Consider the following 18,877-nt stretch of genomic DNA (forward strand, 5'->3'; position numbering starts at 1 on the left):
ATGGTACTGCACTCGACAGGGTGTGGGAGAGTAGGACACCGCCGGAACATCATTCGCGAAACCCCCTGACTTCGGTCAGGGGGTTTCGTCGTTTCCGGAGGACTTTCGCGAGATCTGTCTGAGATCTGCGAGAGATCTCTGAGAATTTCGGTTGTTTAACAGCATGTTCTCGAGGAACTCGTAGTCTGTACGGAGCGGCGCCATGGATCATGGAGGCAGCGTCGTCAGAAGGAGAGCACTGTGGTGGTCGTCGAGCCGGTCGCAACGACCCGTACGGGTTGGCGTCGCCTGTTCCTGCCGGTCACCTATGGCTATGCGGCCCTGCTCATTTCGGTCACCGTACTGCTCTCCATCCTCAGCGAGGCCACCCAGACCCGGGTGGTGCTGCACGCCAGCACGAATCTGTACAACCTGCTGCACGGCCGCATCGGCACCCTGTTCTCCAGTGCCTTCGTCATCGACGATCTGCAGAGCGCCGCGGTCATCATTCCGCTGCTGGCCTGTCTGCTCGCGCTGGCGGAGATGAAGTTCGGCGCGCTGCGGCTGCTGCGCATCTTCGTGGTCGGTCATGTCGGCGCGACGGTCATCGTCGCCCTCGGCCTGTGGATCGCGGTATCGGCGAATTGGCTGCCGGTGGAGGTCACCCATGTCTCGGATGTGGGTGTCAGCTATGGCGCGATGGCATTGATCGGCGCTTTCATCGCACTGGTTCCCTCGCGCTGGAAACCGACCTGGGCCATCACCTGGCTGGCCGTCGCGGTCGCCGGTGTGGCGATGGGCCGCACCTTCACCAATGTCGGTCACCTGCTGGCGTTCTCGATCGGTCTGCTGGCCGGTTATCGGGTGCTGCGCCGCGGTCGTACCGAGCTGCCGAAGTTGAATGCCTGGGAGGGTGGGCTGCTCACCGCGGCCTCGATTCTCGGGTACATCATGCTGGTCGGTTAATCCGCGAAAAGGGCCGTCCCCTAGAGTGCTTGGGTGCGCCTTGTGATTGCTCGTTGCCAGGTCGATTACGTCGGTCGTCTGACCGCTCACCTCCCGATGGCCCGCCGCCTGCTCATGGTGAAGGCGGACGGTTCGGTGCTGGTGCATTCGGACGGCGGTTCCTACAAGCCGCTGAATTGGATGAGCCCGCCCTGCTGGCTGGAGGAGCGCGAGCCGGAAACCGAAACGGCGCAACAGCTTTGGGTGGTCACCAATAAGGCCGGCGAGGAATTGCGGATCACCGTCGAGGAGATCGAGCATGATTCCAAGCATGAGCTGGGCATCGATCCGGGTCTGGTGAAGGACGGCGTCGAGGCGCATCTGCAGGAGTTGCTGGCCGAGCACATCGAAACCCTGGGCGCGGGGTATTCGCTGATTCGCCGCGAGTACATGACCGCCATCGGCCCGGTGGACATCCTGTGCCGCGATGCCGACGGTGCGACGGTGGCGGTGGAGATCAAGCGCCGCGGTGAGATCGATGGTGTGGAACAGCTGACCCGCTATCTGGAGCTGCTCAACCGCGATCCACTGCTGGCCCCCGTTGCCGGTGTGTTCGCCGCCCAGCAGATCAAGCCGCAGGCCAAAACCTTGGCCGCCGATCGCGGGATTCGTTGCCTGACACTGGACTACAACGCCCTACGCGGCACCGACAGCAGCGAATTCCGGCTGTTCTAGGGTTGGTTATGCCCCGCCGGAAGCCTCGCCCCAAGGATGCTCAGGCGCGGTCCCAGCCGGACCAGCGCCCGCTCGGTGATGTCTTCGGCCGCACCGAGGACGGCCCCGGCGGTGACGAGACCTACATGGTCCGCACCATCCCCGGCACCCGCGCCACCAAGCACTACCGCTGCCCGGGCTGCGATCACGAAATCCCGCCCGGCGTAGCGCATATCGTGGCCTGGCCCGCCTACGGCGGCGAAGAGGATCGCCGCCACTGGCACACCGGCTGCTGGAAAGGCCGCCACACCCGCGGCATCACCCGCCGCTGGTCCTGATTCACGTTTGGTAGGAACCGGCCGCCCCGCGGGCCGTCAGGGCATTGTGCGGGGCATCAAGGCATAAGGAAGGCCGCTCCCGGATCGGGAGCGGCCTTCAGGTGTGCGGGTGTCGCCCGGGCGGAGGATGTTAGCCGGAGATGTCGGCGTTCTCGCGCTCTTCGTCGACGAGGTCGTCGTCACGAGTGTCGATGGCCTTGCGGCTGCTCTTGTTCAGCGAGCGCTGTTCGGGAGCGCCGTCCAGGAGTTCGCTTTCGCGGTTGACGGCGGCGAGCATGGCCGGCACCGAATCGAGCTGACCGCGGATGCCGAGCAGCTGGGCAAGCACGCGGCCGCGCAGGACGCGCATTTCCTCGGCCAGTTCCTTGGCGTGCGCGATCTTGCGATCGGCGGTGTTGGTCGCCGAGGTGATGAGGCGGTTGGCCTCGTCGGTGGCGTCCTTGATGCGCTGGGCGGCCTCGGCGCGCGAGGTGGCCTCGAGCTCTTCCATGGCGCGGGTGAGCTTGGTGCGGCGCTCGGCCATGGTGACCTCGAAGTCCTGCTGCGCGGCCTTGCGCTTGGCCTCGGACTCCTTGGTGAGGCGATCGGCTTCGGCGTTGGCCGCTTCGACGATCTTGTTGGCCTCGGAACGGGCATTGGCGAGGGTCTGCTCGAATTCGATTTCGAGCGCCTCGCGCTTCTCTTTGGTTTCAGAGAGGAGCGATTCGTACTTACCACGCATCTCGGTCGCCTGCTGTTCGGCGATCGAGATCATTTCGGCGGCCTCGGCCTGGGCCTGCGCCCGCACCTCGGATGCTTCGTCGGAGGCCAGACGCAGCATGCGCGAGATACGGTCCGACATGCCTTCCGCGGTGGTCGGCGGCACGGAGAGGCGGTCGACCTCCTTACGGAGCTCGTCGATCTCGTCGCGGGCGTCCTCCAGCTGGGCCGCCAGGTTGCGCGCCTGGGCTGCGGCGGCATCGCGATCGGTCGCGGTGACCCTTAGCTCGGCATCGAAACGGTCGAAGTAGTTACGCACCTCGTCACGGTCATAGCCCTTCCGCACGACGGTAAAGGGCAGTGCAACGAAGCGATTACGATCGGGCTCAGTGGACGACATGGCACACAAACTACAGCCTGGTGACCACTGATGGTGACCCGACCGCGAATGTTGTTACAGCCTCTTTAGGGTCGCTGATCTCGGTACTAGTGGGTAGTTTTCGCCGCCGGTTCGACGAGTTCGACCAGCACACCGCCAGCATCCTTCGGGTGGATGAAGTTGATGCGCGAACCCGCTGTTCCCCCGCGTGGGGCTTCGTACAGCAAACGCAAGCCCCGTGAACGCAGAAACGCGGAGACCGCCTCGATATCGGTGACTCGATATGCGAGCTGCTGCAGGCCAGGCCCGTTTCGGTCGATGAACTTGGCGATGGTGGAGGACTCGTTCAGCGGAGCCAGCAACTGAAGGGCAACAGTACCGGCGGGAGCGCCCGCATAGGACAGCATGGCCTCGTGCACGGCCTGCGCCTCATTGATCTCGCGATGTGCCTCCACCATCCCGAGATTGTCCCGGTACCAGGCCACAGCCGTATCGAGATCGGGGACAGCGATACCGACATGATCGACGGCGGTGATGTATTCGGCGGGGATGAATTCGGTGTTCTCGGTGTTGCTCACCCTTCGAACGGTAGCGCGCACCTGGGGAAGGCCGCCCGGGTCGGTCGGGTTACCTTTGAGTAGGGCTCCGATGGTTGGCGGAGCCACATCATTCGACGTAAGCGAGGCCTATCGTGACCACCACCGTCATCGTCTCCGGCGCCCGCACCCCGATGGGTCGGCTGCTCGGTTCGTTGAAGGATTTCAGCGGCTCCGATCTGGGCGGCATCGCCATCAAGGCGGCCCTGGAGAAGGGCGGCGTCGCCCCGGAGCAGGTCGATTACGTGATCATGGGCCAGGTGCTCACCGCGGGCGCGGGCCAGATCCCGGCCCGGCAGGCCGCGGTCGCCGCGGGCATCCCGATGGATGTTCCGGCGCTGACCATCAACAAGGTGTGCCTGTCCGGCATCAATGCGATTGCCTTGGCGGATCAGCTGATTCGCGCCGGCGAGTACGAGATCGTGGTGGCCGGTGGCCAGGAGTCGATGACCCGCGCACCGCACATGCTGGAGAAGAGCCGCGAGGGTTTCAAGTACGGCGATGTGACGCTGCGCGATCACATGGCATACGACGGCCTGCACGACATCTTCACCGATCAGGCGATGGGCGCGCTCACCGAGCAGCAGAACGACGTGCAGACCGTCACCCGCGAGGAGCAGGACGCGTTCGCCGCGGCTTCGCATCAGCGCGCGGCCGCCGCGTGGAAGAACGGCCTGTTCGACGATGAGGTTGTGCCCGTTGCGATTCCGCAGCGCAAGGGTGATCCGGTGCAGTTCGCCTCCGATGAGGGCATTCGCGCCGACACCACCGTCGAATCGCTGTCCAAGCTGCGTCCGGCCTTCCGCAAGGACGGCACCATCACCGCCGGTTCCGCCTCGCCCATCTCCGATGGCGCGGCCGCGGTCGTGGTGATGAGCAAGGAGAAGGCCGAATCCCTGGGCCTGTCCTGGATCGCCGAGATCGGCTCCGCCGGTGTGGTCGCGGGCCCGGATTCCACCCTGCAGGATCAGCCCGCCAACGCGATCATCAAAGCCTGTGCCCGCGAAGGCATTTCGCCCACCGATCTGGACCTGGTCGAGATCAACGAGGCGTTCGCGGCGGTCGGCGTGGCCTCCACCCGCAAGCTCGGCATCGACCCGGAGAAGGTCAACGTCAACGGTGGCGCGATCGCCGTTGGCCACCCCCTCGGCATGTCCGGCGCGCGCATCGTCCTGCACCTGGCCCTCGAACTGAAGCGCCGCGGCGGCGGCATCGGCGCGGCCGCCCTCTGCGGTGGCGGCGGCCAGGGCGACGCCCTCATCATCCGCGTCCCCTGAGACCCCATTCCCCGGCAAGCCCCCGCCAATCCGCCCCTCGACAGGGGGTTTGCGGGGGCTTCCCCCGCATACCCCTTCCCTTCCCCCGCCGCAGGCGGGGTGTGACCCATCTCCACTACGGGTCGTCGTAGCGGTCCGGCACAATGGACGCCATGGGTGACTTCTTCGACCTGAGCACGGTCGCTAAGCGGGTTCGGTTCTTCGGGATTCTGGAGGCTCCCAGCTGGGCGCTGCTACTGCTCGGGTCGGTGCTCAAGCGCGCGGACGCGCTGGGTATCGCCGATGAGCCGATCAAGTGGCCGGTCATGGTTTTCGGCATGCTGCACGGCATCATCTTCATCGGATTCGCGATCAGCGTGCTGCTGGCCTCGCGTGAGTTCGAGTGGCCCGCCAAGACCACCGTGCTCGGATTGGTCTCCACCGTGGTGCCTTTCGCTTCGGTGTTCTTCGAGCGTTGGGCCATCCGTACCGGTCAACTCGGGGAACTGAGTGAGGCTGCGGCACCCGCCGCCGCGCGTTCGTGACAGACTTGTAGTCGTGACTCGACCCGCGCGACGCCCCTCAGCCGCCGCTGCCGCCGCTATGTCCGGCGCGGTGGACCTGTCCAGCTTGAAGCAGCAGCCGGTGACGGATGTGCCCGCGGGGCATGCCGTCACCGAGGCCGATTTCGAGACCAAGGTGCTGCGCCGCTCCACCCAGGTGCCGGTGGTGGTGGCGCTGTATTCGCAGCGTTCCCCGGGCAGCATCGAATTGGTGAAGCTGCTGGAGCAGTTGGTCGCCGGTAACGGTGGTGAGTGGGAGCTGGCCACCATCGAGGCCGAGGCCAATATGCGGATCGCGCAGGCGTTCGGCGTGCAGGGCATTCCGACCGTGGTGGCGGTGGCCGCCGGTCAGCCGCTCGCGGATTTCACCGGTAATCAGCCCGAGGCGCAGGTGCGGCAGTGGCTCGATGCGGTGGTGGACGCGGTGCGCGGCAAGCTGCCCGGTGTCGGCGAGGGTGAGGGTGAGGCCGAGGAGCCGGAGGATCCGCGTTTCGTCGCGGCCGAAGAGGCTTTGGAGCGTAGCGATTTCGCGACCGCGGAGGCCGCGTACAAGGCGATCCTGAATGCCGAGCCGGGTAATGCCGAGGCCAAGGCCGCGCTGCGCCAGGTGCAGTTCATCGCGCGCGTGCAGGAGATCGATCCGGGCGCGATCGCCAAGGCCGAGGCAGATCCGGCGGATCTGGACGCGGCGCTGGCCGCCTCGGATCTGGAGATGTTCAATCAGGAGCCGGAGGCGGCGTTCGATCGCCTGATCGGCCTGATCAAGCGCACCGCCGGTGATGACCGCACCCGGGTGCGCACGCATTTGCTGGAGTTGTTCGAGCTGTTCGATCCGGCCGAGCCGATCGTGATGGCGGCGCGCCGCAAGCTGGCCGCCGCCCTGTACTGATTCCCGTACAACGCTGATACCCGTACAACGCAACCGCGCCCCCGCCGAAATAGGCGGGGGCGCGGTCGTTTTCACCGTGGTGCGCTATCCCCGGCCGTAGGGTCGCCGGGGAGCGGCGCTACTACTTGGCCGGGTCGGTGGCGGGCTTGCTGCCGAGGCTGCCGGTCAGCGTCTCCAGCAGCTTGGGGAGCAGCGAGGAGGAGCCGGTGGTGCCGGTGGGATCCGGCTCGCCCGGGGCGACCACGGGGGAGGCGGAGACCACGGGGGCCTCAGCGGAGGCCATGCCCGCGCCGGAGCCGATGATGGCGGTCGCGGCGGCACCGATGAGCATGGCAGTTCCGAGCTTCTTCATGCAGATTCATTCCTCTTCAAAGGTTTGCGAATAGTTGGCGGCGCCGCCTCGCCAAGTCCACTACAGCGCAACATGATTCGGCAGCCCGAATAGTTCGGGGCATGGAAATCTGTAACGCGTTCCGGATGCCCGCACTTCTGCGGGGTTGACCCGGTGGGGTGGTCCGGCTATGGGCTGGCCAAGTCCGGAAAAATTAGTAAGCTAGTGCTTATGATTGCAACATACGACGAACTGCTCGCGGCCGGACCGGAACTGCTGTCCCTCGATGCCCGCGCGGTGCGCACCAGCATCGATGTGGTCTCGCAACTGTCCATCGCCGACCTCGACGCCCCCACCCCGTGCGCGGGCTGGGCACTGCGGGATCTGTTGGAACACCTGATCATTCAGCATTACGGCTTCGCCGCGGCCTCGCGGGGCGAGGGTGATATCGCGCTCTGGAAGCCGATTCCGCTCGGCGCGGATCCGATCGCGGAATATCGTGCCGCGGCCGAGCACGTACTGGCCGCGTTCGCCGTCCCCGGCGCACTGGAGCGGAGCTTCCCGCTACCCGAGATCCGGGACGGCATCGTCATTCCCGGCGCGCTCGCGGTGAGCTTCCATTTCGTGGACTACGTGGTGCATTCCTGGGATGTGGCAAGGGCTTTGGACCTGACGGTCGACTTCGACGCCGATGTGCTGGCGGCGGCGCTGCTGGTCGCGCAGGCGGTGCCGGGTGGTGAGGTGCGCACCCAGCCGGGCGCGTCCTTCGCCCCGGAGGTCATCCTGCCGGACGGTTCAGGGCTCGATCAGGTCCTCGCGGTGCTGGGCCGTTCGCCGAGCTGGCCGCACTGATTCGGCGGGCGGCGCGGTCGGCACCAGCCACAGCCCGCTACTGGGCGGCAGCGTGATGACCGCGGACGCCGGGCGGCCGTGCCAGGTCTCGGCGGTCGCGGTGACCGCGCCCAGATTCCCGATTCCATTGCCGCCGTAGGCGATCGCATCGGTATTGAGGACCTCACGCCACTCACCCGTGCCCGGCAGGCCGATGCGATAGTCGCGATGTTCGGTCCCGGAGAAATTGTAGACGCACGCCAGGATCGATCCGTCCACACCGTAGCGCAGGAAGGACAGCACATTGTTGGCGCGATCGTCGGCGTCGATCCAGGAGTAGCCGCCGGGTGAGGTGTCCTGGCTCCACAGCGCGGGCGTGGCCCGATAGCGCTGGTTCAGATCCCGCACCAGGGTGTGAATGCCTTGGTGCAGTGGGTTTTCCAGTTCGTACCAGTCCAGTCCGCGGTCGTGATCCCATTCGCGGAACTGCCCGAATTCCTGTCCCATGAAGAGCAGTTGTTTACCGGGATGCGCCCACATGTAGGCGAGCAACGCGCGCACGCCGCTGGCCTTGGTGAAGTCGTCGCCGGGCATGCGGGTCCACAGTGTGCCCTTGCCGTGCACCACTTCGTCGTGGCTGATGGGCAGCACGTAGTTCTCGCTCCAGGCGTAGGTGAGCGAGAAGGTGATCTCGTTGTGGTGCCAGGTGCGGTGCACGGGATCATGTTTGAGATATCCGAGGGTGTCGTGCATCCAGCCCATATTCCATTTCATGGTGAAGCCGAGGCCGCCGACTTCGGTGGGGCGGGTGACGCCGGGCCAGGTGGTGGATTCCTCGGCGATGGTGACCACGCCCGGATGATGCTTGTGCACGGTCGCGTTCATTTCCTGCAGGAACGCGACGGCTTCCAGGTTCTCGCGGCCGCCGTGGATATTCGGCTCCCAGTCGGGGCGCGAGTAGTCGAGGTAGAGCATGGAGGCGACCGCGTCGACGCGCAGCCCGTCGATGTGGAATTCCTCGATCCAGTAGCGGGCATTGGCGACCAGGAAGTTGCGCACCTCGTGTCGGCCGAAGTCGAAAACGTAGGTGCCCCAGTCGAGTTGCTCACCGCGCCGGGGGTCCGGATGTTCGTACAGGGCGGTGCCGTCGAAGCGCGCCAGGGCCCATTCGTCGCGCGGGAAATGCGCGGGCACCCAGTCCAGCAGCACGCCGATTCCCTTGCGGTGCAGGTGATCCACGAACCAGCGGAAGTCGTCCGGACTGCCGAACCTGGCGGTGGGCGCGTAGTACGAGGTGACCTGGTACCCCCACGATCCGCCGAAGGGATGTTCGGCGATCGGCAGCAGTTCGATATGGGTGAAGCCCTGGGCGGCAACGTATTCGGCGAGCTGTTCGGCCAGTTCGCGATAGCCGAGCCCGGGCCGCCAGGAGCCCAGGTGCACCTCGTAGGCGCTCATGGGGGAGCGGGTGGGATCGTGCGCGTCGCGGGCGCGAATCCATTCGCCGTCGTCCCAGGTGTAGGAACTCTCGGTGACGATGGACGCGGTGGCGGGCGGCACCTCGGTGGCGAAGGCGAAGGGGTCGGCGTGGTCGACGATGCGCCCGTCGGCCCCGTGCACCCGGTATTTGTATTTGGCCCCGGTCTCGATCCCGGGCAGGAACACCTCCCACACACCGGAACCGCCGAGTCGGCGCATGGGCGCGGTATGCCCGCTCCAGCCGTCGAAATCGCCGATGACCGCGACCCCGCGCGCGTTCGGAGCCCACACCGCGAAGGCGGTGCCGGTGACTTCGCCGTCGAGGGTGGTGTAGCGGCGGGGGTGCGCGCCGAGCACATCCCAGAGCCGCTCGTGCCGTCCCTCGCCGAGCAGGTGCAGGTCCAGTTCGCCGAGGCCGGGCAGGAAACGGTAGCCGTCGGCGTCGATGACGGTGCGCCCGCCGGGATAGGACGTGACGATGCGGTAGTCCCACAGTTCCGGAAACGGCACGGTGCCTTGGAATATCCCGTGTTCGAGATGTTCGAGCGGATGATCGTCCGCCCCGATGCGCGCCGCCACCGTCTCCGCGTGCGGCCGCAGCACCCGGATGACGGTGCCGTCCGGATGCGGGTGCGCGCCGAGCACGGTGTGCGGATCGGGATGCGTTCCGGCGGCGAGCAGCAGCAGATCGCGCCGGTTCATCAGAAGTTTCTTCGATGCGCGAGTTCGGTGCGGGCGGCGGCGGGGACCGGCGGCAGCACGAGAATGTGCGCGACCGCGCGCGCGGGGTCCAGGCGCACGAAATTGTTTTGGCCCCAGTGGTATTCCTCGCCGCTGATCTCGTCGTACACCACCGGGCGGTCATGCCATTCGCGGCCGATGGCGGGCAGATCGAGCGAGATGTGGCCCTGTTCGGGACCGTACGGGTTCAGGTTCACCACCACCAGGACGGCGTCACCGGTGCTCGGATCGAACTTCGAGAAGGCAAGCAGCGCATCGCTGTCGGTGCCGTGGAAGTGGATGCAGCGCAACTGTTGCAGGGCCGGATGCGCGCGCCGGATCTCATTGAGCCGGGAGATCCACGGTTCGAGGGATTCTCCGCGCGCGGCCGCCTCGGCGTAGGGGCGGGGCCGCAGTTCGTACTTCTCGGAGTCGAGGTATTCCTCGCTACCAGGTTGTGCCGCTTGATGTTCGAAGAGTTCGAAGCCCGAGTACACGCCCCAGGTTGGCCCGAGGGTGGCGGCGAGCACGGCGCGAATGGCGAACATGCCCGGCCCGCCGTGCTGCAGTGTTTCGTGCAGGATGTCGGGGGTGTTCACGAACAGGTTGGGCCGGGCCTCATCGGCCTTGGCCGCCAATTCCCGGCCGAATTCCTCGAATTCGTGCCTGTGCACCCGCCAGGTGAAATACGTGTAGGACTGGGTGAAGCCGCGCCGGGCCAGTCCGTAGAGCCGGGCGGGGCGGGTGAACGCCTCGGACAGGAAGATGATCTCCGGATGCGTGCGCCGCACCTGCGCGATCAGCCACTCCCAGAAGTCGGCGGGTTTGGTGTGCGGATTGTCGACGCGGAAGATGGTGACGCCCAGGCTGATCCAGTGCCGGACCACGCGCAGCACCTCGGCGTACAGGCCGTCGGGATCATTGTCGAAATTGACCGGGTAGATGTCCTGGTACTTCTTGGGCGGGTTCTCCGCGAAGGCGATGGTGCCGTCCGGCAGGGTGGTGAACCATTCCGGATGCGCGGCGACCCACGGGTGATCCGGCGCGCACTGCAGCGCCAGGTCCAGGGCCACCTCCATCCCCAATTCCCTTGCCGATTCCACGAATTCGCTGAAATCCGCCTCATCGCCCAGGGCCGGGTGGATGGCGTCGTGCCCGCCCGCGGCGGAGCCGATGGCCCACGGCGAACCCACATCGCCGGGTTCGGCGGTGAGGGAGTTGTTGCGCCCCTTGCGATTCACCGTGCCGATGGGGTGGATCGGCGGCAGGTACACCACATCGAATCCCATGGCGGCGATGCGCGGCAGATCTTTGGCGGCGGTGGCGAAGGTGCCGTGCACGGGCTTGCCGTCGGCATCGCGGCCGCCGGTGGAGCGCGGGAAGAATTCGTACCAGGCCCCGTACAGCGCGCGCTGTCGTTCCACCAGCACGGCGAACTGCGGTCCCTGCGTCACCAGTTCGCGAAGCGGTGTGGCGCGCAGGATTTCGCTCACCTCGGCGCTGAACGCCGGGCCGACCCGCGCGGGCAGCTGGGCATCGCCGCGCAGTGCGGCGGCCGCCGCGCGCAGGGCCTCCCACTGCTTCTTCGGCACCGCCTGTGCGGCCCGTTCCAGCAGGCGCGCACCGATTTCCAGATCGTTGGCGAGATCGATCGCGCTCTGCCCGACCGCGAGTTTCGCCTCGACGGCCGAGCGCCAGGTGGCGATGGGATCGCTCCAGCCCTCGACGCGATAGGTCCACAGTCCCGGTTTCCCGGGTGTGAAGACGGCATTGAAGACATCGGGCTGATAGTCCGGCGTCATGCGGATGCGCTGCGACCGCGAGGATCCGGGCGCTTTCACCGCGAGGGTGGCGGCCACGGCGTCGTGCCCCTCGCGCCACACCACGGTGCGCACCGGGAACACCTCCCCGACGACGGCCTTCGCCGGCCGACCGCCGGGTATCGCGGGGGCGGTGTCATCGATGGCGATGCGGCCGGTCACCCGTCCGAACTTACCGGGTGCCGTGCCCGCGTGATGTCCCGCCGCCGAGGTGTCGCCGCCGCGACGCGCGTATATGGCTACTGCTGGCCCGGCTTGAGCATGAGGAACAGGCCGTTGGCTTCGGCGCACAGGCGCTCGCCGTCGTGCAGGGTGGCGCGGACGAAGACCTTGCGGCCCTCCACCCGCTCGACCCAGCCGTGCACCGCCAGTTCGGTGTTCAGCGGGGTGATGGAGCGGTAGTCGACGTGCAGGTACGCGGTGCGGGTGACGGCGCGGGTGTGCACGGCCGCGGTCATGCCGAGCAGATCGTCGAAGCCGAGGGCGATATGCCCGCCGTGCGCCGCGCCGTTACCGCCGAGATGGAAGGTGCGGAAGGTGATTCGCGCCCGCACACCGTCCCGGTCGGCCTGATCCACCAGGTACGGCGGCAGGGTGAGATTGCCGCGCGAGGGCAGATCGGTGCGATGCCAGCTGGGCGCGGACCATTCGTCGGTGACGACCTCGTCGAGACGCTCATTGAGCTTCTTCAACTCGGCGATGGCCTCGAGGGCGATCTCATCGGTCGGGCTGGCCAGGCGCACCCGGTCCATCAGGCCGCGCACCTGCTCGATGAATTCGCCGTAGTGGGGGCCGCCCCTGCTGTTGTCCCGGCCCAGTTCCGCGATCGGCCGGAATCCGCCCTCATGGTGCTCCTGGGACGGAGGTGTCTCGACCTGCTGCTCGCTCATGAGAACACGTTATCGGTTGCCACCGGAATGCTCTTCGCTGGGCTGTGCATATTGCATATCGGTGCGTAGGCACAGGCAATCCCGCACAGCGCAGCGCGGGGAAAACCGTCCCGGTAGGGTTTTGTGGGTGAAGGCATTGCGTCGTTTCACCGTCCGCGCCCATCTGCCCGAGCGGCTCTCCGCGCTGACCGAGCTGGCGACCAATCTGCGATGGTCCTGGCACGGTCCGACGCAGGATGTGTTCGCCGCACTCGATCCCGCCCTGTGGGTGGAGGTCGGGCGCGATCCGGTGCGCATGCTCGGGGAGGTGCCCGCCGAACGGCTCGACGAGTTGGCCGCGGATGAGGCGTACACCCGGCGCGTGGACGCCGCCGCCGCAGATCTCGCCGACTATCTGGCTCGCCCGCGCTGGTTCCAGCGGCAGGAGCAGGGGCCGAAGGGTATCGCCTACTTCTCGATGGAGTTCGGTGTCACCGAGGTGCTGCCGAACTATTCGGGCGGACTCGGGATCCTCGCGGGCGACCATCTCAAGGCCGCCTCCGATCTGGGCCTGCCGTTGATCGGTGTCGGGCTGCTGTACCGGTCCGGATACTTCCGGCAGTCGCTGACCGCGGACGGCTGGCAGTCCGAGCACTATCCGGCACTGGATCCGCAGGGCCTGCCGCTGCGACTGCTCACCGACGGCGGCGCACCGGTGCTGATTCACGTGGCCATGCCCGAGGGCCGGGTGCTCCGGGTGCGGGTGTGGATCGCGCAGGTGGGGCGAATTCCGCTGCTGCTCTTGGATTCCGATATCGCCGACAATGATCCGGAACTGCGCGCGGTCACCGACCGGCTGTACGGCGGCGATCAGGATCACCGCATCAAACAGGAGATCCTGGCCGGTATCGGCGGCGTGCGGGCGGTGCGCGCCTACACCCGCGCGTACGGGCTGCCCGATCCGGACGTATTCCATATGAACGAGGGCCACGCGGGTTTCCTGGGCATCGAGCGCATTCGCGAATTCATGGTCGCGGGAATGGATTTCGACGCCGCGCTGACCGCAGTGCGGGCCGGAACCGTCTTCACCACGCACACCCCGGTCCCGGCCGGTATCGACCGGTTCGCGGGTGCGCTGGTGCGGCGCTACTTCGGCGGCGCGCACGGTGAGCGGGAATCGCTTGTGCTGCCGGGTGTTTCGGTGGATCGCATTCTCGCGATGGGTCGTGAGGCGGATCCGTCGGTATTCAATATGGCGCACCTGGGATTGCGACTGGCCCAGCGCGCCAACGGCGTATCGAAACTGCACGGCGAGGTCAGCCGCGATATGTTCGCGCCGCTGTGGCCGGGCTTCGACGCGTCCGAGGTGCCGATCGGCTCGGTCACCAATGGCGTGCACGCGCCCACCTGGGCGGCGCGCGAATGGATCGACAAGGCCCGCGAACTCATCGGCGATGAACTTGTCGAGGAGGCGCGCGGCTGGGAACGGCTCTGCGATGTGGACCTGCGCGAGCTGTGGTCCACCCGAAATGCCTTGCGCGGCATCCTCGTCGACGAGGTGCGCCGCCGGGTGCACGCGTCCTGGCTGGAGCGCGGCGCGGCCCCGGCCGAACTGGGCTGGATCGACGACGTCTTCGATCCCAAGGTGCTGACCGTCGGTTTCGCCCGCCGCGTGCCGACCTACAAACGGCTCACTCTCATGCTGCGCGATCCGGATCGCCTGCGTGCCCTGCTCCTCGACCCCGAACGCCCGGTGCAGTTGGTAGTCGCGGGTAAATCGCATCCGGCCGATGACGGCGGTAAGGCGCTCATCCAGCAGATCGTGCGCTTCGCCGACGATCCCGAAGTGCGGCACCGCATCGTCTTCCTGCCCAACTACGACATGTCCATGGCCCGGTACCTGTACTGGGGATGCGATGTGTGGCTGAACAATCCGCTGCGGCCGCTGGAAGCGTGCGGCACCTCCGGTATGAAGTCGGCGCTCAACGGCGGGCTCAACCTCTCCATCCGCGACGGCTGGTGGGATGAGATGTACGACGGTGAGAACGGCTGGGCCATCCCCACCGCCGACGGTGTGCGCGATGACCACCGGCGCGATGATCTGGAAGCCTCCGCGCTCTACGAATTGCTGGAACGCGCTGTGCTGCCGCGCTTCTACGATCGCGATCACGATGATCTGCCGGTGCGCTGGATGGAAATGGTGCGCCATACCCTCCAGACGCTCGGCCCCAAGGTGCTTGCCTCGCGCATGGTCCGCGATTACGCCGTCGACTACTACACCCCGGCGGCCGCGGCCTATACGGCGGTGTCGCAGAACGATTTCAAGGGCGCACGGGATCTGTCCGAATACCGACGCCGCATCGAATCCGCCTGGCCGACAGTCCGAGTCGTGCAGGTGGACAGTTCCGGCCTGCCGGATATCCCGGTCATCGGCGCAGATCTGGCCCTGCGCGCCCGCATCGATCTGGGCGGCCTGACGCCCGCCGATGTCAGCGTGCAGGCGGTACTGGGCCGGGTCTCGACCTCGGACGACCTGTCCGATGTGCACACCATGCCCATGACGCACACCGGAACCGATTCCGGCACAGAGGTTTTCACCATCGAAACCCCGGTGCCGCTGTCCGGCGCGGTGGGCTACACGATTCGGGTGCTCCCGAGTCACCCGCTGCTCGCGTCGGAGGCCGAGTTCGGTTTGGTGGCGACGCCCAGCCCCTAAGTCGCCTGTCCCAGTGTGCGTTTGAGGATCTTCCCGGTCGCGTTGCGCGGCAGCGCGTCCAGGAAGGTCACATCGCGCGGTACCGAGAATCGGCTGACCCGGTGCCGGATGTAAGTGCGCACCATCTCCGAATCGAGCCCGGAGCCGGGCCGTTTGACCACGAAAGCCGCCAGCCGCTGGCCGAATTCGTGATCCGGCACGCCCACCACCGCGACCTCGCTCACCTGCGGCAGATGCGAGAGCGCCTCCTCCACCGAGCGCGGGAAGACGTTCTCACCGCCGGAGATGATCATCTCGTCATCGCGCCCGGCCACGAACAGTTTCCCGGAGGCGTCCAGGTACCCCACATCGCCGGTGTCGAGCATGCCGTGCGCCTCGGCGGGCGGGGTGGCGTCGGTGTAGCCGTCGAAGAGCATGTGATTGCCGACGAAGATCCGGCCGGTCGCGCCGACCGGCAGAATCCGCTGATCCGGTCCCAGCACACCGATTTTCGTGCCGAGTGGCGGCCGCCCGGCGGTGGTCGGGGACATGCGCAGATCGGCCGGATCGGCGATGCTGGCCCAGGATACCTCGGTGGAGCCGTACACGTTGTAGAGAATGTCCCCGAAGGTGTCCAGGAATCGCAGCACGGTCGCGCCCGCGATCGGCGCACCGCAGCTGGCGACCACTTTCAGACTGGACAGGTCATACCGCGCCCGCACGTGCTCGGGCAGATCGAGAATGCGGTTCACCATGATCGGCACCACGATCAACGCGGTCACCCGATGCTCGGCGATCCGCCGCAGACAGTCCTCGGCATCGAAGCGGTCGTTCAGCACCAGGGTGGCGCGAATGGCGGTGGAGATCTGCAGCGCCGCCAGTCCCCAGGTGTGGAACAGCGGGGACGGAATCAGCATGGTCTCGTTGACGCCGAACGGAATTCGCGACAGCAGCGCCGCCACCGTCCCGAAACCCTTGGGGTGCGGTCGCCGCGCGCCCTTGGGCGTGCCGCTGGTGCCGGAGGTGAGCACGATCAGCCGCCCGGGCCGGGAAGGCTTCTTGGCGGTCAGATTGCGCATCGAGATGAGGTCCTCGATGGTGGTGCGCCCCGGTTCCGGCGGCCGGTCATCGGTGGTGAAGCGCGGCAGATCCGGTGGCAGATACCGCACCAGATGCTCGAATTCACTGTCCACGAACAGCGCCGAGAGCGCGTGCCGGTGCACGATCTCCTCGATCTGCCGGGCGGGCAGCCCGGTATTGAGCAGCACCGCGTCCGCCCCGGATTTACCCGCGGCCACCATGGCCTCGACCATGCCGGTGTGATTACGGCACAGCAGTCCGACCGCGGTGCCGGTGCCGAAGCCGAGCGCACCCATCGCACCCGCCAAAGCGGTACTGCGCGAATGCAATTGCTCGAAGGTGCTGGAGTACCGGTCGTCCAGGACGGCGAGCCGGTCGGGGGAGTGCGCCGCCGCCGCCGCGTAGCCGCCCGCCAGGCTGAACCCCCATTTGGCCAGGCTGCCAAGCTGTTTCAGCCCCACATCGGGGCGATAGGTGCGCACCACCCCGGAGGCCACCATCTGTCTGGCGACGCCCGCCTGCAACTTCATCGGCGAGTCCTCGCCATTGACGATGACTGCGGTCGGCGCGCCGGTGACCAACTCGACCGCGCGCTTGAGCCCGGCGTGCGTCCAGGACACCGCAGCCGCGTTCGGCAACTGTGCCGCCAGCGGATGCACCAGCGCCGCTTTGAAATACGTGACGGACACCCGGGTCTTATCGCCGGCCTCGCGCAGCCGCACGGCGGCGAAACTGCCGGTGGCCGCGCAGTGCAGTTCGAAGCTCTCGTATTCGCGGCCCAGGCGCATTTGCACCTCGAGCGTGCGGACTTCCTGTCCCACACCGCCGACACGCAGTGTCAGAGTGGGGTATTCCGCGGCCGCGTCGAGCTCCTCGCAGGCGCCGATACCGCGGAACAGCCGGGGGTAGGACTGTGGCTCGACGAGCACATCCCAGAGCGATTTGCGAGTGATCGCGAACTCGGCGATCGCATCGATGACATCGGTAACCACGCGTTAGCAATTCTCGTCCGCCGGTTCGAATCCCTCACTCCCGGATTACGTATTTGTAACGTCTCAGACAGTCGTGCGCAAGGTTTTCCAATTACCGGTGAGTAATTAGATAATTTGCCTGGTAATAGCGCGAACGTTGCCAATAAACCAAGCCTCAGGCAGGTGTGATTGCCCACGATTCGCCGGGCCGGTTGAACATCCGGCGAACAGGACAAGTACGGTGCCCAGGGCACCTCTCTGACCTCCCGCCGACTGGAGACCACACAGCAATGAGCAGCGACGTCCTCACGCGCACCAAGGGGCGCGTCGACGCGTACTTCGGGATCAGCCAGCACGGTTCGACCGTCAAGCGCGAGCTCATGGCCGGAACCATCACCTTCCTGGCCATGTCGTACGTGCTCGCGGTCAACCCGGCCATCCTCGGCGACCACGGCGTGCTCGGCGACAAGGGCATGCCGACGCAGGCGGTCTTCACCGCCACCGCCGTCGCGGCGGTCGTCGGCACGCTGGTGATGGGCATCTGGGCCAAGTACCCGGTGGCGCTCGCGCCCGGTATGGGGCTCAACGCGTTCTTCGCCTACACCGTCATCCTGAACATGGGAATCCCGTGGCAGGAAGCGCTTTCGGGCACCTTGCTCTCGGGCATCATCTTCTTCGTCCTGGCCATCACCAAGGTCCGCGAGAAGATCATCGACGCCATCCCGCTGCAGATGAAACTGGCCGTCGGCGCCGGCATCGGCATGTTCGTGGCCTTCCTGGGCCTGAAGAACGCGGGCATCGTGGTCGCCAGTGACGCGACCTTCGTGCACCTGGGCGACTTCCACAAGGGCACAACGCTATTGGCGCTGTTCGGCCTGCTGGTGACGGTGGTCTTCCTGGTGCTCGGCTGGCACGGCGCGGTGCTCTACGGCATCCTCTCCACCACCATCCTTGGCATTGTCTGCGGTCTGGTGGAACTGCCGAATTCCATTGCGGCACTGCCGCACGGGCTGGACAAGACCTTCGGCCAGGCCGTCATCCATCTGCCGGACGCGTTCACCGGGCAGATGATCATCGTGGTGCTCACCATGCTGTTCGTCGACTTCTTCGACGCCTCCGGCACTTTGATCGGTGTGGCCAATCAGGCCGGGCTGCTCACCAAGGAGGGCAAGCTGGAGCGCGCCGGGCAGGCGCTGGCCGCCGATTCGGTCGGCACCGCGGCGGGCGCGATCATCGGCACCTCCACCACCACCGCGTACGTCGAATCCACGGCGGGTGTGTCGGCGGGCGGGCGCACCGGTTTGACCGCGGTGTCCACGGCGGGCTGGTTCCTGCTCGCCATGTTCCTGTTCCCGCTGTTCGCGGTCGTCGCCGATGTGCCGTCGGTGACGGCTCCGGCGCTCATCGTGGTCGGCGTGCTGATGTCGCGGGCGCTCGGCGATATCGACTGGAGCCGTTTGGAATACGCGGTTCCGGCGTTCATCACCGTCATCATGATGCCGCTGACCTATTCGATCGCGAACGGCATTGCCATGGGCCTGCTGTTCTACCCGATCGTCATGGTGGCCAAGCGCCGCTGGCGCGAAGTGCATCCCGTGATGTGGGTGCTGATGGCGGTGTTCCTGTCGTACTTCTGGTTCCTGGCCGAATAGTCGGGCCGGGGCGGTTTGTGGTCCCCGCGCCGCGTGCAGGGCTTGGCGCGGGGACTATGACACTGCCGATG

At 66.6% G+C, this 18,877-nt stretch carries 16 protein-coding genes; 9 read left to right on the forward strand and 7 right to left on the reverse strand.

The features are described from left to right. Window positions 1–240 precede the first annotated feature (240 nt). From ACFC4D_RS45330 to ACFC4D_RS45340, 3 genes are read left to right on the forward strand one after another with little or no spacing between them, the layout of a single operon-like run. On the forward strand, window positions 241–945 hold the full coding sequence (locus tag ACFC4D_RS45330) for a rhomboid family intramembrane serine protease (protein ID WP_376073054.1): 705 nt from the start codon (window positions 241–243) through the stop codon (window positions 943–945). A 33-nt stretch (window positions 946–978) separates the two neighbouring features. Continuing rightward, complete coding sequence (gene nucS, locus ACFC4D_RS45335) at window positions 979–1,659, forward strand: endonuclease NucS (RefSeq protein WP_375955831.1); 681 nt, start codon at window positions 979–981, stop codon at window positions 1,657–1,659. Between the two features lie 8 nt (window positions 1,660–1,667). Continuing rightward, window positions 1,668–1,976 carry an ATP/GTP-binding protein gene (locus ACFC4D_RS45340; RefSeq protein WP_376073057.1) on the forward strand — a complete coding sequence of 103 codons (309 nt, stop codon included), beginning with the start codon at window positions 1,668–1,670 and terminating at the stop codon, window positions 1,974–1,976. A 130-nt stretch (window positions 1,977–2,106) separates the two neighbouring features. On the opposite strand, the gene ACFC4D_RS45345 is transcribed toward ACFC4D_RS45340, so the two are convergent. Both ACFC4D_RS45345 and mce read right to left on the reverse strand, forming a co-directional pair. Next, window positions 2,107–3,075: a hypothetical protein gene (locus ACFC4D_RS45345; RefSeq protein ID WP_364632686.1), complete on the reverse strand. Its 969-nt coding sequence runs from the start codon at window positions 3,073–3,075 to the stop codon at window positions 2,107–2,109. A gap of 86 nt (window positions 3,076–3,161) precedes the next feature. Next, window positions 3,162–3,632, reverse strand: coding sequence for a methylmalonyl-CoA epimerase (gene mce, locus ACFC4D_RS45350; protein WP_376073059.1), 471 nt, complete (start codon window positions 3,630–3,632; stop codon window positions 3,162–3,164). A gap of 113 nt (window positions 3,633–3,745) precedes the next feature. Between mce and ACFC4D_RS45355 the strand changes: the two genes are divergently transcribed. The 3 genes from ACFC4D_RS45355 (at window position 3,746) to ACFC4D_RS45365 (ending at window position 6,358) form a co-directional block, all read left to right on the forward strand. Then, window positions 3,746–4,927, forward strand: a complete 1,182-nt coding sequence (locus ACFC4D_RS45355) for an acetyl-CoA C-acetyltransferase (RefSeq protein WP_364628586.1) — start codon at window positions 3,746–3,748, stop codon at window positions 4,925–4,927. Window positions 4,928–5,079: 152 nt separating this feature from the next. Further along, window positions 5,080–5,451 (forward strand): DUF3817 domain-containing protein, encoded by a 372-nt coding sequence (locus ACFC4D_RS45360; RefSeq protein WP_375955824.1) that lies wholly within the window; start codon window positions 5,080–5,082, stop codon window positions 5,449–5,451. Window positions 5,452–5,509: 58 nt separating this feature from the next. Next, window positions 5,510–6,358: a tetratricopeptide repeat protein gene (locus tag ACFC4D_RS45365; RefSeq protein ID WP_375956130.1), complete on the forward strand. Its 849-nt coding sequence runs from the start codon at window positions 5,510–5,512 to the stop codon at window positions 6,356–6,358. 121 nt (window positions 6,359–6,479) lie between these two features. Here the strand turns inward: ACFC4D_RS45365 and ACFC4D_RS45370 are convergent, their stop codons facing one another. After that, window positions 6,480–6,710 carry a hypothetical protein gene (locus ACFC4D_RS45370; RefSeq protein WP_364628591.1) on the reverse strand — a complete coding sequence of 77 codons (231 nt, stop codon included), beginning with the start codon at window positions 6,708–6,710 and terminating at the stop codon, window positions 6,480–6,482. Between the two features lie 210 nt (window positions 6,711–6,920). Here ACFC4D_RS45370 and ACFC4D_RS45375 point away from each other — a divergent pair, with 210 nt between their 5' ends. Further along, complete coding sequence (locus tag ACFC4D_RS45375) at window positions 6,921–7,541, forward strand: TIGR03086 family metal-binding protein (RefSeq protein ID WP_375955821.1); 621 nt, start codon at window positions 6,921–6,923, stop codon at window positions 7,539–7,541. On the opposite strand, the gene glgB is transcribed toward ACFC4D_RS45375, so the two are convergent. The 3 genes from glgB to ACFC4D_RS45390 all read right to left on the reverse strand — a co-directional run bounded on the left by glgB (window position 7,485) and on the right by ACFC4D_RS45390 (window position 12,429). Further along, the gene (gene glgB / locus ACFC4D_RS45380) at window positions 7,485–9,701 is read right to left on the reverse strand and encodes a 1,4-alpha-glucan branching protein GlgB (RefSeq protein WP_376073062.1); all 2,217 of its coding nucleotides are present in this window, start codon (window positions 9,699–9,701) and stop codon (window positions 7,485–7,487) included. The genes ACFC4D_RS45375 and glgB overlap by 57 nt on opposite strands. Further along, window positions 9,701–11,701, reverse strand: coding sequence for a maltotransferase domain-containing protein (locus ACFC4D_RS45385; protein ID WP_376073065.1), 2,001 nt, complete (start codon window positions 11,699–11,701; stop codon window positions 9,701–9,703). Before ACFC4D_RS45385 ends, glgB begins: the two co-directional genes overlap by 1 nt. Before the next feature lie 77 nt (window positions 11,702–11,778). After that, window positions 11,779–12,429 carry a PaaI family thioesterase gene (locus ACFC4D_RS45390; protein WP_375955815.1) on the reverse strand — a complete coding sequence of 217 codons (651 nt, stop codon included), beginning with the start codon at window positions 12,427–12,429 and terminating at the stop codon, window positions 11,779–11,781. A gap of 127 nt (window positions 12,430–12,556) precedes the next feature. Between ACFC4D_RS45390 and glgP the strand changes: the two genes are divergently transcribed. After that, window positions 12,557–15,124, forward strand: a complete 2,568-nt coding sequence (glgP, locus tag ACFC4D_RS45395; protein WP_375955813.1) for an alpha-glucan family phosphorylase — start codon at window positions 12,557–12,559, stop codon at window positions 15,122–15,124. Here the strand turns inward: glgP and ACFC4D_RS45400 are convergent. Then, entirely contained in the window at window positions 15,121–17,175 is a 2,055-nt protein-coding gene (locus tag ACFC4D_RS45400; protein WP_376073068.1) for an AMP-binding protein, read from the reverse strand. The genes glgP and ACFC4D_RS45400 overlap by 4 nt on opposite strands. A 269-nt stretch (window positions 17,176–17,444) precedes the next feature. On the opposite strand from ACFC4D_RS45400, the gene ACFC4D_RS45405 reads away from it, so the two are divergent. After that, window positions 17,445–18,806, forward strand: a complete 1,362-nt coding sequence (locus ACFC4D_RS45405; RefSeq protein WP_375955809.1) for an NCS2 family permease — start codon at window positions 17,445–17,447, stop codon at window positions 18,804–18,806. Window positions 18,807–18,877 lie beyond the last annotated feature (71 nt).

It is taken from the genome of Nocardia sp. NPDC056000, assembly GCF_042269265.1.
Lineage (GTDB): Bacteria > Actinomycetota > Actinomycetes > Mycobacteriales > Mycobacteriaceae > Nocardia.